At 71.4% G+C, this 14849-nt stretch carries 7 protein-coding genes and 1 pseudogene; 7 read left to right on the top strand and 1 reads right to left on the bottom strand.

Features of this window, described 5'->3' with window-relative positions; all coding sequences use genetic code 11:
* Window positions 1-374: 374 nt before the first annotated feature.
* Entirely contained in the window at window positions 375-995 is a 621-nt protein-coding gene (locus DEJ48_RS00750) for a ScbR family autoregulator-binding transcription factor (RefSeq protein ID WP_150213489.1), read from the bottom strand.
* Between the two features lie 579 nt (window positions 996-1574).
* Here DEJ48_RS00750 and DEJ48_RS00745 point away from each other — a divergent pair.
* From DEJ48_RS00745 to DEJ48_RS00710, 7 genes and pseudogenes are all read left to right on the top strand, one after another.
* Window positions 1575-1784: an acyl-CoA carboxylase subunit epsilon gene (locus DEJ48_RS00745; protein ID WP_223831819.1), complete on the top strand. Its 210-nt coding sequence runs from the start codon at window positions 1575-1577 to the stop codon at window positions 1782-1784.
* A gap of 500 nt (window positions 1785-2284) precedes the next feature.
* On the top strand, window positions 2285-3856 hold the full coding sequence (locus tag DEJ48_RS00740; protein WP_411757409.1) for an acyl-CoA carboxylase subunit beta: 1572 nt from the start codon (window positions 2285-2287) through the stop codon (window positions 3854-3856).
* 1011 nt (window positions 3857-4867) lie between these two features.
* Window positions 4868-5695: pseudogene (locus tag DEJ48_RS00735) on the top strand (AfsR/SARP family transcriptional regulator); the annotation flags it as partial.
* Window positions 5696-7066: 1371 nt separating this feature from the next.
* Window positions 7067-7888 (top strand): AfsR/SARP family transcriptional regulator, encoded by an 822-nt coding sequence (locus DEJ48_RS00730; protein WP_150213483.1) that lies wholly within the window; start codon window positions 7067-7069, stop codon window positions 7886-7888.
* 1689 nt (window positions 7889-9577) lie between these two features.
* Window positions 9578-10534, top strand: coding sequence for an aromatase/cyclase (locus tag DEJ48_RS00725; RefSeq protein WP_150213481.1), 957 nt, complete (start codon window positions 9578-9580; stop codon window positions 10532-10534).
* Window positions 10535-12901: 2367 nt separating this feature from the next.
* A complete protein-coding gene (locus DEJ48_RS00715) occupies window positions 12902-13966 on the top strand; it encodes a type III polyketide synthase (RefSeq protein ID WP_150213477.1) in 1065 nt (354 codons plus the stop codon).
* Between the two features lie 341 nt (window positions 13967-14307).
* On the top strand, window positions 14308-14847 hold the full coding sequence (locus DEJ48_RS00710; RefSeq protein WP_150213475.1) for a cupin domain-containing protein: 540 nt from the start codon (window positions 14308-14310) through the stop codon (window positions 14845-14847).
* Window positions 14848-14849 lie beyond the last annotated feature (2 nt).

Here is a 14849-nt window from a genome sequence, read left to right as displayed (position 1 = left end):
CTCCCGCCCGGGGGTGGGATGATCTGCCAGTAGCTTAGCGTGGGCGTTCGATAACTCGCCCTGTGTTCCCGTTTGTTGATCGTCTGCTTTTCCGGGCGGGGCTGCCGCCGCCTTGCTCCGGCTGGCCCCGTCTCGTTCCGGTTCACCCTGTCTTGTTCCGGCTGTCCCCGTCTCGTTTCGGCTGGCCCGGGCTGTCCCCGGTTGGTCCCGAGTGCGATGACCGCGACGGGCGACGTTCCGGCGGTCGGCCCCGACATTGCCCCGGCTGTGGTCCACGACATCGCCACCTGTCCAAGGCTGGGACAAGGCGGGCGAGTCGCTCTGTTTGGCCGGGGCCGCGCGGCTTGTGGTAACGGCGGGCGGTCCCAATTGGGCTAGGGGGCGTGGGTGTTGGCGGGTTCGTGGGTGTCGATGGTGGGCGGGTGAGTGATGGAGGGGAGGAGGAGTTGCCAGAAGTGGGTGAGGGGCGTGGGGGTGAGCCAATTGTGGTTGGTTCGGCTGAGGACTTCGAGGCCGGTGGTGGTGGCGACGATGGTGGCAGTGAGGTGATGGGGGGTGATGTGAGGGGCGAGGGTTTGTTGGTTCGCGGCTTGGGTGACGTGGTGATGGACGTGGGCTTGCCATTGCTGGTGGAGGTTGAGGGGGGTGCGGGGGCCGGGGTCGCAGTTGAGGCGGAATCCGGCGCGGACGATCGTGTCGTGGTGGAGGAGGTGGACCATGCGGTGGGAGAGGTCCATGAGGGTGTGGAGGGGACTGGTGGGGTTCGGGGGTGTGCTTTCGGCGGTTTCGCGGATGGCGTGAGCGGCCGCGTGTTCGACGGCGTCGGCGAGTGCTGCCTTGTTCTCGAAGTGGAAGTGCAGGGCGCCGCGGCTGACCTGTGCGCGGGTGCTGATGTCTTCCAGGCTGGCGCGTGTGTAGCCGTGCCGTTCGAAGAGTTCGGCGGCGGCTTGGATAAGGGCGTTGCGGGTGCGCGTGGCCCGTTCCTGCTGGCTCACTGGTGACTCCCGTCACGAAGGGTGTCCGGAACACATATAAAACCAACTTGCCGGTTTGATATCCAGAGGTGGGCGGTTCTCTCCTGCGGGAGAGGGGTGAGGTGACGCATTCCGTTTGCCTGCCTCTGGGTGTTGCGAGGTGTTCACCTCGGCGAGTGTCGGTGGCGTGAGTCGGGGATGGGTGGGGGTGCTTTGGCCGGAAGCCGGGGGTTCCGTTCGGGGGTGTTTGGCGGACCGGTTGGGGTGGGGTCGGTGGGGAACATGCCCGTGACATTAGCTCGTTAAAAACCGTACGAGCGGTTTTTAATGAATCTGTGGGTTACCTCTGCTCTTTTCGGGCCGAGCCGTTTGGTCTCGGCGGGGGTCTGGGTGACCCGGGCTGGGTGGCCGGGGCCGAGTGGTGGGGCCTGGGTGGCTCGGCCCGTTTGGTGCGGGCCGGGGGCAGGGGTCGTACTCCTGACGGGGGTTGGGGGTTGCGGTTTGGAGTCTGGGGTCTGGGGGTTGGGGGTTGTTCGAGGCGGGCCCGAGCCGGTGTTGAGTGTGGGGGGCGACCGTTGGCGGCTGAAAGGGAGGTGGCTCGTGGACGCTACCGATGGTGGGACCGCGCTGCTCAGAGTCGAGCGTGGGCGGGCCAGCGATGAGGAGCTTGCTGCTGTGGCGGTGACGCTGTTCTCGCTGGTGGCGGGCCGGCCGGTGGGCGAGGCGCACAGCGGGCCGCCCCGTCGGGTCGAGGCGTGGCGGCCGTTGGAGTCGGCCCGGGTCTACCGGGCACCGCACAGTTGGCGCTGACGCGCACACGTACACATCGCTCCGGCTGCCTTCAGGTGCGCTGGCCTGCTGGTGCCCCCTCTCCTGGAGGCGGCGGCGCCGGCTGTGGAACCGAGACACCGACGGGTCGCCGGAGGTGGTGGTCGGGGCGGCCGGGCTGGACCCCTGAACCAGGGGCGGCAAGTGACTGGCTTCCTCGGGCCCGAAGGTCGGCAGCGGGGCTGGGTTCGGGAACGACATTCGGGACCGGACATGACTGGCACCCGCTCAGTGGCACCCGCTGGCACCTCGTGGAGACGGGTGCGGGAACGAGGACTGCGTCCGAGAACGGGGACGCGGGTCAAGAACGAGAACCGTGACCGAAGCCGGGGCCGGCCGGGAACGGAGTTGGGCCCGGGCCGGGAGCCGAATCGGGCAGCCGACGCCCGGAGACGAGAGCCGGATCTGGCAAAGGGCTAGGTCTGGTTGGTGGTTGGGTCCGTTGGTCGGTTGGTCGGTTGGTCGGAAAGGGGATGGTGGCGGTGGTGGAGTCTTCCGTGGTGGGTGAGGCGCAGGGTCGGGTGGCCGAGTTGGCTGCGATCCGAGTGCGAGCGTTGGCGGGGCCGGGGGAGCAGGCGACCGAGGCGCAGCATGCCCGAGGGAAGCTGACGGCACGTGAGCGGATCGGGCTGCTCCTGGACGACGGCTCGTTCCGGGAGGTTGAGCAGTTGCGGCGGCATCGAGCTGCCGGGTTTGGGCTGGAGGCCAAGCGCCCGTATACGGATGGGGTGGTCACCGGATGGGGGACGGTAGAGGGACGTACCGTCTTCGTTTATGCGCATGATTTCCGGATCTTCGGGGGTGCGCTGGGTGAGGCGCATGCCGCGAAGATCCATAAGGTGATGGACATGGCGCTGGCGGCGGGCGCTCCGTTGGTGTCGCTCAATGACGGGGCCGGTGCGCGGATCCAGGAGGGAGTGACGGCGCTTGCCGGTTACGGCGGCATCTTCCAGCGCAATACGCGGGCCTCGGGTGTGATCCCGCAGATCTCGGTGATGCTGGGCCCGTGTGCGGGCGGCGCGGCTTACAGTCCGGCGCTGACGGATTTCGTGTTCATGGTCCGGGACACCTCGCAGATGTTCATCACCGGCCCGGATGTGGTCAAGGCGGTGACGGGGGAGGAGGTCACCCACAACGGTCTGGGCGGTGCGGACGTGCACGCCGAGACGTCGGGGGTGTGCCACTTCGCGTACGACGACGAGGAGACCTGTCTGGCCGAGGTGCGCTACCTGCTGTCGATGCTGCCCTCCAACAACCGTCAGGGCCCGCCGTCCTTGCCGTGTGCGGATCCGGCCGGCCGGTCCACCGCGGGTCTGCTGGAGGTGGTGCCCGCTGACGGCAGCCGGCCCTATGACATGCGCCGGGTGGTGGAGGAACTCGTCGACGACGGTGAGTTCCTGGAGGTGCACGAGCACTGGGCGCGCAACATCATCTGCGCTCTGGCCCGGCTGGACGGCCAAGTGGTGGGTGTGGTCGCCAATCAGCCGCAGGTGCTGGCGGGGGTTCTGGACATCGAGGCCTCGGAGAAGGCCGCGCGCTTCGTGCAGATGTGCGACGCCTTCAACATCCCGATCCTCACCCTGCTCGACGTGCCCGGCTTCCTGCCGGGCGTCGACCAGGAGCACGGTGGCATCATCCGCCACGGCGCCAAGCTCCTGTACGCGTACTGCAACGCCACTGTGCCCCGCATCTCGCTGGTGCTGCGCAAGGCGTACGGCGGCGCGTACATCGTGATGGACAGCCAGTCGATCGGCGCCGACCTCACCTACGCCTGGCCCACCAATGAGATCGCCGTGATGGGCGCGGACGGCGCCGCCAACGTCATCTTCCGCAAGCAGATCGCCGCCGCCCAGGACCCCGAGGCGACACGGGCCCGCCTGGCCAAGGAGTACCAGGCCGAGCTGATGCACCCCTACTATGCCGCCGAGCGCGGTCTGGTCGACGACGTCATTGATCCGGCCGAGACCCGCGAGGTCCTCATCCGGTCGCTGGCCATGCTGCGCACCAAGCACGCGGACCTGCCCTCCCGCAAACACGGCAACCCTCCGCAGTAACCCGTACCTTGCCCTCGCGTCGCGTTCGTGGCCCCGGCGGCCGGACGTCACCGCTCGCGGGCCGTTCCGCCGCCCCGGGGTGAACGTACTCCTCCGGGGAGGGTGCGAGCGCCGAGCCATCCGCAGGTTGTTGTGCCCCCCCGGTTGGTCAAGCCGCGCGCCACTCTCAGACCGGTTGCGTCTCCTCGGGGAGAACGTCCCCTGGAGGGGGCGAGTGCCATGTTGCCCCGGGGGTGTTGCGCCCCCGGGGAGCACTCTCTTGGGGCCTGCCGGGTTGGTACACAGTCTGGGGCGAACGTCGTGCGGGGTACCGGTCGTTGCGCCGCTCTCCTGCGGCGAACGTCAACGCTGCCGACTTGTTGGGCCGTCCGCCCTCGGGTGAGCTTCCCCGCGGAGGGCGGGTGTCGCGCCGCTGCCAGTCGGGCGATCCTCTGGTCGAGCACCGCGCTATGTATGGGCTGTTGTGTCGCCCCCTCCGGACCGAACGCCACCATTCCCTGATCGTCCCTGATCGTTGTGCTGCCCCCGGTGAACGCCCTCCTGGGAGATGTCGCCGCTGTCCAGGGATCGTTGCGCTCCGCTGGGCTGGATGCGCGTCGTCCTCCGGCTGTTGAGTCGCCCGTGGGTCGAGCGCCGCCTCTTCACGGCCTTTGCGCTCTGGCCGGAGGAGGGGCGGATGCCGTACTCCCCCCCGAGGGCTGCAGGTCTCCCTCCTTGCGGCCCTGGGCTCCGCCCCCTCTGAGGTCCCGTTATTACACCGCCCCGTGACCACCCCCTGGGGCCTGGAGCCTGGCCTGTTTGGGTTCTTCCTGGCCTGTTTGGGTTCTTGAGGTGTGCTTGAGGGTGGGTGGGGGTGGGTGGGGGGTGTGGTTGAGGGTGGGTGGAAACCAGCTGCGCGGTTTTGTATTGACAGGGGTGGGGGGACCGGTTTGAATCTGGGTGCGGTTTCGGGGTTCGGCTGGGGGCGTGGTAGGTGCGTTCCGGGGGCCGGTGGTGGTGTGGGGGGGCGTTGTGGAGATTGAGGTGTTGGGCGCGCTGGCGGTGCGGGTGGGTGGGTGTTCGGTGGTGCCGTCGGCTCCTAAGCCGCGGCAGGTGTTGGCGTTGTTGGCGTTGCATGTGGACCGGATGGTGCCGGTGTCGGTGTTGGCGCGGGAGTTGTGGGGGGTGGCTCCGCCGCGGAGTGCGCGGACGACGTTGCAGACGTATGTGTTGCAGTTGCGGGAGTTGATCGGGGCGGCGTTGGAGCGGGGGGGTGTGGGGGGTGGGCGTCGGGGTGCCAAGGAGGTGTTGGTGACGATGCCGGGTGGGTATCGGTTGTGTGGTGGTGGGGGTGGTAGTGATGTGCGGGTTTTTGAGGAGTTGGCGGGGGCTGGTTATCGGGCGATGGATGTAGGGGATTGTGCGGGGGCGGCGGAGCGGCTGGGTCGGGCGCTGGCGTTGTGGTCGGGTACGGCTTTTGCGGATGTGCAGGCGGGTCCGCAGTTGCAGATGGAGATCAAGCGGCTGGATGAGAGCCGGTTGTGTGCGTTGGACCGGCGGATCGAGGCGGATCTGCGGCTGGGTCGTCATCGGGAGTTGCTGGCGGAGTTGACGGTGCTGGTCAATGGTTATCGTGCGCATGAGAGTCTGCATGCGCAGTACATGCTTGCGTTGCATCGTTCGGGCCGGCGGGGGGAGGCGTTGGATGCCTATCAGCGGTTGCGGGCCACGCTGGTGGGGGAGTTGGGTCTGGAGCCCTCGGCGCGGTTGCGGCGTCTGCAGCGTTTGATCCTGACCGCGGGCCACGACCTTGCCGCTCCCGTCCCCGTCCCGCCTGTTGCCGCTGCCGGCGGCCCTGCCCTGCCCCCGTTCCGCCCGCCGCCGCTCCGCCTGGTGTTCCCGCCGGCGCCCCTGCTTCTGTCCCGCCCGCTGCCTCCGTGCCGTCTGGTGTTCCCGTGGGTGCGGCCGCTTCCGGTGTGCGGGGGGTGTCTGCTGCTCCTTCCCCCTCTGCCGCTCCGGTGGCCCCGCGGCGCCCGCGGCTGAGGCGGCGTCTGCCGCTGCGGCGGTTCCCGCGGCGTCTGCTGCTGCGGGGGTTTCCGCGGTGTCTGCTGTCGCGGGGGTTTCTGTGGTGTCGGCTGCTGCGGCCGTTTCCGTGGTGGCTGCTGCTGAGGCTGTGTCTGCTGCCCCGTCGGGTCTCGTGGTGGCTGGCGCTCCTGCCGCGTCTGCTGCTCCGGCCGCTTCCGTGGTGGCTGCTGCTGAGGTTGCGTCTGCTGCTCCGGCCGCTTCCGCGGTGTCGGCCGCTGCGGGGGTTCCGGCGGTTTCCGCGGTGCCTGCGGCTGCGGTCGTGTCGGCTGTTCCGGCCGCCGTTTCGGCGGCTTGTGCTGCTTCGGCCGTTGCCGTTCCGGCGGTGTCTGCTGCTGCGGTGGCTCCGGTTGTGCCGGTGGCGTCGGCTGTTTGTGGTGTTCCTGGTGTTCCGGCTGTTCCGGCTGTTTGTGGTGTTCCGGTTGTTCCGGTGCGGTGGGTGTCCACCGGCTAGTGTCCCGCCCGGTGGGCGGGCTGGGCCTCCGGTGTGGCCCGGGGTGTTGTCCGGGCCGGGGTCCGGGGTGGGGTTTCGGTGTCTGTTTCTGTTTCTCCTTCCGTGTACTTGCCCGTCTGCTGTGAGTTCCGTGAAGGGGCGGGCGGGGTGTGCCGGTGGAGGCGTGTGCCGCCCCCGGGCCGGCCGCGCCGTGCTCGAGTGCACCACTTCGTATCACCGCGTCGTACGACCGCGTACTACTACGTACCACCGCTTCGTACTGCTACGTACCACTGCTTCGTACTTCTACGTACCACCGTGTACTGCTATGTACCACTGTGTGCTGCTAGGTGTCGTCTGTGTGTGAGTGTCGGCCGGTGTGTCCCACCGTCGTGGTCGTGTACCGCAGTTGGGCACTGTTTTGGACGTGTGGATCCAAGGGAGCGTGAGGGGGGGGCTGTGGGGGTGTGCGGCAACGTTTCCTTGCCGGCCGTGCGGATTTCATCCCGGGCCAGGTGTTCCTGGCCGGTGCCGCCTACCGTGCAACACGCCTCTGTGCAGTTGTCTTTGACGTCGTGTCAGCCCGGTGCGGGTGCGGGTTCGTGTGTGGGGGGTTTGTTGCGGCGAGAGGAGGGTGCGCTGGGTTGGTGAGGGAGGACGTCCGCGGCGACGGAATGCAGTCAAGACAAGAACTCGACGAAGTACGGAGATAACCCATGAAGATTCAGGTTCTGGGTCCGTTGAGCGCCGAGGTCAACGGGGGATCGATTGTTCCGACGGCACGCAAGCCGCGGCAGATCTTGTCCCTTTTTGCCCTCTATCCCGGGCAGGTCATGTCCGTGCCCACGCTCATGGAGGAGCTGTGGGGCACTGAACCGCCTCAGAGTGCGCTGACCACCCTGCAGACCTACATTCTCCAGTTGCGCCGGCATCTGGGTACTGCGCTGGGGCCGGACAGGCCCGGCACGGCTAAGGAGGTCCTGGCCACCCGGCACGGCGGGTATCTGATGCAGATACCGGCCGAGGGGGTGGACGTGCATGAGTACGACCGGCTGGCGGCCGAGGGCCGTGCGGCTTTCGAGGACGGTGATGACGGCCGGGCCGCTGATCACTTCCGCCGGGCGCTGGCGCTGTGGCGCGGGCCGGCGCTGGTGGATGTGCGGGTGGGTCCCATCCTGGAGATCGAGGTCATGCGTCTGGAGGAGTCGCGGCTGGGCACGGTGGAGCGGCGTATCGATGCCGACCTGCGGCTGGGCCGGCACTCCGGGCTGATTGCCGAGCTCACCGAGCTGACCGCCCGTTATCCCCAGCATGAGGGGCTGCACTCGCAGGCGATGGTGGCGCTCTACCGGTCCGGGCGGCAGGCCTCGGCGCTGGAGATCTACCGCAAGCTGCGGATCCGCATGATCGAGGGACTGGGGGTGGAGCCCTCTCCGCAGGTGCAGCGGCTGCATCAGGCGATGCTGGCCGTCGATCCGCAGCTGGATGTCACCGCCGGGCCCCGGCGCACCTCCACCTTCGATCTCTACGCCGCCTGACCCACCCCCTGCCCCGCCCCCGCACGGCAGTGTCGTGCGGGGGCGGGGCAGGGCAGGGGCGGTGCGGGGCGGGGGAGCGGCGGCAACCGCACTGCACCGCACTGGGCCGCACTGCACCGCACTGCACTGGGCCGCACTGCACTGGGCCGCTCTGCGCTGTGGTGCGAACGGGGCGGGGGCGGTGCACGTATCCGTCCCCGCCCCGGCCGGCTTGTGCCCCGGCTCGGTCTGCTCCGGAGCGGCCCGGCCCGCCCGGTGCGGCCTGTTCCGGGGCCGCCGGTCCTGCCCGGTGCGGGTCGCTCCGGTGTTGTGGGACCGGTCCTGCCTGGTGCGGCCTGCTCCGGTGTTGTGGGACCGGTCCTGCCTGGTGCGGCCTGCTCCGGTGTTGTGGGACCGGTCCTGCCTGGTGCGGTCTGCTTTGGTGCTGCCCATCCGACCCGGGCCCGGCCAGTTTTGGCGCGCCCTGTTCCGGGGCGGCCGGTCCTGCCCGGTGCGGGTTGCTCCGGCGTGGCTGGTCCTGCCCGGTGCGGGTTGCTCCGGCGTGGCTGGTCCTGCTTGGTGTGGCCTGCTCCCGTGTTGGCTGGTCCGGCTTGGTGCGGTCGGGCCGGGGTGGGCTCGGTCTCGTTCCTGGTGTGGGCGGTTCTGCCTGGGCGCGGCCGGTCGCTCTGGTGCGGTCTGCGTCGGGACGGCCAAACCTGCCTGATGGGGCCTGCTTCGGGGTGCCGGTGCGGCCGGTCGCTCCGGTGCGGGTTGCTCCGGTGTGGCTGGTCCTGCCTGGTGTGGTCTGCTCCCGTGTCGGCCGGTCCGGCTTGGTGCGGTCGGGCCGGGGTGGGCCCGGTCTCGTTCCTGGTGGTCAGTTCTGCGGGGGCACGGCCGGTCCTCCGGTGCGGTCTGTGTCGGGGCGGCCGCTCTTGCGTGATGCGTGCTGGTCCGGGGCTGCTCGGTGCGGTCTGTGTCGGGGCGGCCGGTCGTGTGTGATGCGTGCTGGTCCGGGGCGGCCGGCACCTGCGGTGTGGTCTGTGCCGGGAGGAGCGGGCCTGCCTGATGCGGGTTGTTCCGGTGCCCCATCCCATCCCATCCCGTCCCGTCCCGTCCCGTCCCGTTTCGGCGTGCCGGTCCGGCTCCGTCCCCGGCGTGTTTTGGTGTGGCCTGCGCCGGGGCGGCCGGCTTGTTTGGTGGTCTGCTCCGGTTGGGTCGGTGCTGCCCGGGGCGGGCCGGGCCGGGGCGGGTCCGGCCTGCTTCGGTGCGGTCAGTGCCCCTCTGCCCTGGCCGGTTCTGCTGCGCACGCCCGGTCCCGGCTGCTCTTGTCCCGGCGTGGCCCGGCCTGGTCCGGCTCGGCGCGGGCGCTCTGGTCCGGTCCGGTGCCGCGTGGTGCGTGATGGTCCCCGGGGGTGTGGTGCAGTGCGGGGCGGTTCCGGGTGGTGCGGTGCGGTGTCGGGTGGTGCGGGGCGGGGTGGTGCCGCGTGGTGCGGGGCGGTGGCGGGTGTCGGGTGGGTGGGGGGGTGTGGTTTCGCGGGGTGTGGGGTGGGGGTGGTGGGCCGAGGTGGACTCGAGCCGGGTGCGGGCGGGTGTCGAGCGGGCCGGGGCAGTGTGGAGTGGACCGCCACCGGCCGTATGCCGGGACCGCTGTCCCGCGCCGAACACGTGTGGGGCCGGGGGAGTCCGCGCGGGAGGAGACAGGGGACCGCGGTGACCGGGGAGCGCATCCAGCAGCTGGCGCACGCGGTCGAGGTGGCCGCGCCCGCGCACGTCGTCTACGCGTTGATCGCCGATCCGGAACGGTGGCCGCTGTTTTTGCCGCGGATCCTGCACGCCCAGCGTCTGGACTTCGACGGTGTCCGTGAACGGCTGCGGATGTGGGCGCTGGCCGAGGGGCAGGTCACCGCTTGGACCTGCGTACGGGTGCAGGACCTGTCCCGCCGGCGGATCGCCTTCCGTCAGGACCAGCCGATGGAGGCGGCCGCCTCGATGGCCGGGGTGTGGCAGGTGGAGGAACGGGCGCCGGGCCGCTGCCGGCTGACCCTCACCCACGAGTTCAGCGCCGCGCGCGGACGGCTCCAGGACGAGGCCTGGCTGGGCGAAGTCGTCACCGCCAACAGCCACTCCGCGCTGCGCAGCCTGCGGTTGCTGGCCGAACAGGGGCCCCGCCTGGACCGGCTGGCGCTCTCCTTCGCCGAGTCCATCCGCCTCAAAGGGCCCGCCGAACTCGTCTACCACTTCCTCTACGACGTCTGCGCCTGGCCCGGCCGGCTCGCCCATGTGCGCCGGGCCGTGCTGGAAGAGCCCCGCCCGGGCATCCAGAAGGTCGCCCTGGACCTGGCCGCGGCCGACGGCAGCACTCCCACCGTGGCCGGTTTCCGTATCTGTTTCCCGCACGCCGGACGCATCGTGCACAAGGCGACCGTGCCCCGCCCGTTGCTCGCCGCGCACTGCGGCGAGTGGTCGGTGCTGCCCGATGAGAGCGGCGTCACCGTGCTGTGCCAGCACCACGCCCTGTTGCGCGAGGACACCATCGAGCAGGTCCTGGGCCCCGGCGCGGACCTGGCCCGGGCCCACCGCGAGGTCCGCGCCGCCCTCACCCGCGAAACCCGCCAGATCCTGCGCCTGGCCCGCCACCACGCCGAATCCTCCATCCGCACCCTGTAACCCCCCGGCAGGCGGGACAGGCCCCCGACAGCTCACGCCACCCCCCCGGGGGGGGGCAGGCCCGCCCGGACCCGGCCCGCCCCCCACGCACGCCGCTGCGGCCCCCAGCCACCGCAAAGAACACACCCCCACCGCCTCCCCACCGGTACCCGGCCCGGGCGACAACCTCTCCCCGTTACGCCTGCGCCCGGGAGCGGGGGAGCCGCCCGCGGGCCAGGGGGCAGCCACCCGCCCGGAAACGGCACCACACCCCACGACGGCAGGGGCTGAGGCCCGGGCGGGCGGGTGAGGACGGCGACAGCCCGCCCCCCCCGGGACAAGACCGGTTGCCTCCCCGGCCGCCAGCCCCCCCCGGCCGGAGCGGGGGCGGGCGAGACCCACCGGGCCCGGGCGGAGTTCCTCTCCGAGGGCGACAGGACCGGGGCCGTCTCCCGGGGGGGCAGCCGCCCCTGCGGGGCAGGAGTGCCCGCACGGCGCGGGAGGAGGAAGGAGTGCGGGCGGGATGCTCCACTGCCGGGCAGGCCGAAGACCACTGTCTGCCTGCCGGGCAAGGACGCGGCGCCCGAACCGCATGGGTGCACCCGAACCCGGTCCCCGAACCGCACCCGGCCCCGAACCGCACGGGTGCACGCCAACGGCCCCCGGCCCGCAGCCAGGACCACGCCCCCCACACACACACACGCACCCGAAGGCCCCACGTGGGCAACGCCCCTTGCCCGTAACGCCGCCGGCTCCTTGCTGCCAACGCCTCATGCCGGGTGCGGACTTGTGCCGGCAACGCCCTGTTCCGGCACCGCCTGCTGCCCGTAACGCCTCGCATCGGCGCCCGCTCCACGCCGGGCCCCGTGTCGCCGACGCGCCATGCCGGGTACTGCCTCGCGTCGGCCCTACGGCGTGCCGGCGCTGCCCCACGCCGGTACGCCCCCTGCCCGTCGCACCTCCCGCCGGCAGTGCCCCGCCCTCGTGCCGGGGACTGCGCGGGCCGGCCGTCGCCTGCACCCGGGGCGGGTGGCCGTAGCGCGCGGCCGGGAGCAGGGGCCGCGCGATCCGGGTTGCGGACGCCGCCCGGGCGGGCCGGGCGCGGCCTTCGCCCGGAGCGGCCGGGGACGCGGCCGGGGACGCGGCCGGGGGCGCGGCCGGGGATGCGGCCGGGGGCGCGGCCGGGGATGCGGCCGGGGGAGGGGGTGGCGGGCCGCATGTCCCCTGCGGTGCGGGCCAGTTGGGCGGGCGTGGGTGTGCCGCCCCGCGCGGCCGCCCGGCCCCCTCGGGGCGCCTTCCGGTGCCCGCTCCGGGCCGGTGTATCCGGCCTGCGGATTCACATCCGGGCCCTGCGCGGCGTGCCCGCCGCCCGGGAGCCCCCGCCACCGGCGCCGTGACCTACGTCACTTTCAGGGGCTCTTGGTGCGGGGACGGAATCCGTGTCACTATTTCCGCACGACTTCCCTGCCCAAATCCGTTACCACGGCGGCAGGTTGAGCATCACATCCCGCCACCCCTCCAGGGCTAAGCCGATTTCACGTCTTTGCGGCTCGCCTTTTTCCCACGGTAATTTCCGCGCCCGCAGGCGGTGATGTCGGCGGCCCGGCAGGCCACGCCGGGGGCATTTTTCCCGGCGCCGGCGCTCGGTGCACCCCCTGTCCACGGCAACTGAGTGGACAAGGTGCCGTCGGCCCTGGCCCAGCGCACGCCAGGGGCGGGGTGCGCGGTCGGGTGCGGGAGCCGTCGGGGCCGGTCGGTTTGCGGGCGGGCGGCGTGCGCCGGCCGGGGGAGGGGGCCCAGGCGTGAGCGGCCCCACCGCGTCCACGCGCCCGGCGAGTTGCCCGCGACGCGCCCGCCCGCACGGCGGTGCGGCGCGGTGCGGCGTCGTGCGCCCGCACGGCCGCCACCCTGCTCTGATTCCTCCGGCGCGTCTGTGCCCGCCACTGTTTCCGCGTCCGCTTGCCCCCCCCTTGCGCCCGCCACTGTTTCCGCATCCGCTTGCCCCCCCCTTGCGCCCGCCACTGTTTCCGCGTCCGCTTGCCCTCCTTGCGCCCGTCCTCCGCCCTCGCCCATCCGCCCGGTCAGTCCGGGCCGGCCGCTTGCCGGCCGACCTCATCCGGGCCGGGCCGGGCCGGGCGTGCAGGCAGTTGGGCGGGAGGGCCAAGGAGGAGGCGGGGGGCCCGCCGTTCATTTCGTGCCGCCTTCCCCGGCGCCCGCACCCCCTGGTTCCGCGCCCCGGCGCGGACCCGGCGCGGGCCCGGCGAAGGCGGCACGGCAGGCGATGTCACCGCTGTTCTTGCCGCCGCCCGCCCGGGCGGCGCCGCCGGGAGTGCGCGAGCGCTTCAGTCACGTGCAGAAGGCAGACTCTAGAGAAAGTGGATTCCCGATATGCCCAGGCTATGCAAGCCGTCGGTGCGTGTGCCGGAGAACGTCATCACGGCCGAAGAGACGCTGGAATTCGCCGAGCGGGTCCACGCCGGGAAGCCGCAGCTTCCCCTGGCCCTGCGGCTGATCCGCAACACGGGGGTGCTGAAGCGGCATATCGTCCAGCCCATCGAGCAGACCCTCAAACACCCGGGCCTGACCGAACGCAACCGCATCTACGAGGCCGAGTCGAAAAAGCGCACCCCCGAGGTCGTCGAGGAAGCCCTGGCCAACGCCGAGGTCGACGCCCGCGACATCGACGCGATCATCTACGTGTCGTGCACCGGGTTCCTCATGCCCTCGCTGACGGCCTGGCTCATCAACAAGATGGGCTTTCGCTCCGACACCCGCCAGATCCCCATCGCCCAGCTGGGCTGCGCGGCCGGCGGCGCCGCCATCAACCGGGCCCACGACTTCTGCCTGGCCCACCCCGGCAGCAACGTCCTGATCGTCTCCTGCGAGCTGTGCTCGCTGTGCTACCAGCCCGACATGGACGACATCGGCTCCCTGCTGTCCGACGGACTGTTCGGCGACGCGGTCGCGGCCGCCGTGGTCCGCGGCCGCGGCGGCACCGGCATCGAACTGGAGAGCAACTCCTCCTACCTCATCCCCCACACCGAGGACTGGATCTCCTACTCGGTGCGCGACACCGGCTTCCACTTCCAGCTGGACCGCCGGGTGCCGGGCACCATGGAGCCGCTCGCCCCGGTGCTGCGCGAGTTCGCCGCCGGCCACCGGTGGGACGCCTCCAACCTCGACTTCTACATCATCCACGCCGGCGGCCCGCGCATCCTCAACGACCTGGCCAAGTTCCTGGACGTGGACCGCAAGGTCTTCCGCCACAGCTGGTCGACGCTGACCGAGTACGGCAACATCGCCAGCGCCGTCGTCCTGGACGCCGCCCTGCGCCTGTTCGAAGAGGACACCCCGATGCCGGACGCCACCGGCCTGATCGCCGGCTTCGGCCCCGGCATCACCGCCGAGATGGCCCTGGGCCGCTGGAACAGCGACAGCCCGCCCGCCGGCTGACCCGCCCGCCGCACCCGCCTGCCGGCCGATCCGTCACCGCCGGCCGGCTGCCCCAGGGGCCTGCCTTCCGGCCCGCCACCGCGCCTGACGGCCGGCCCGTCACCGCGCCCGGGCCGGGTCGCCTGACGGCCGACCGGTCACCACGTCCGGGCCGGGCACCACCACGCCCGGCGTGTCCGGGCCGGGCATCCCCGCGCCACCTTCCGGCACCACGCCCCCGGGCACCACCGCACCCCGGCACCACCGCACCCCGGCACCACCACACCCCCGCACCCCGCGCCCCCGCACCGTTCCGGGCCGCGCACGCGAGAGGTCCCGTCCGAAAGAAGGAAACCCGACACATGACTGCCCTGATCCTCCCGCCCGGTGGGGGACGCAAGCTGATCACACCGGCGCAGGAAGTGACCTTCAAGGCGACCCAGGCGCAGGGCTCGGCCATCTCCATCTTCGAGGTGGTCGTGCCGCCCGGCTTCGATGTCGGCGCCCACGTCCACCACGAGTCCCAGGAGTTCTTCTACGTCCTGGAGGGCGAGCTGGACCTGCTGTGCTTCGAGCCCACCGAACGCACCGGGGACACCTGGCACCACTGGCAGTCCGCCACCGGCGAACGCGTCATCCGCGCCGCCGAGGGCGGCTGCATGTTCGTGCCGCCCGGCACCCCGCACGCCTTCCGCAACGCCACCGACAAACCGGTGCGGATGCTCTTCCAGAGCTATCCCTCGCCCGACCACGAGCACTACTTCGAAGAGATCGCCGAGATCTGGGCACGCGGCACCACCGTCGATGCGGCCGCCGTCGAAGACATGCGCAAGCGCTACGACGTCCAGGAACTCACCCCCTTGCGCTACCAGCCGCCCGCCACCGCGGACAACGGGAAGTGAGC

The sequence above is a fragment of the Streptomyces venezuelae genome (assembly GCF_008642315.1).
GTDB lineage: Bacteria > Actinomycetota > Actinomycetes > Streptomycetales > Streptomycetaceae > Streptomyces > Streptomyces venezuelae_D.
The sequence above is the reverse complement of the archived record's forward strand: the minus strand, read 5'-3'. Positions and strand labels throughout refer to the sequence as shown.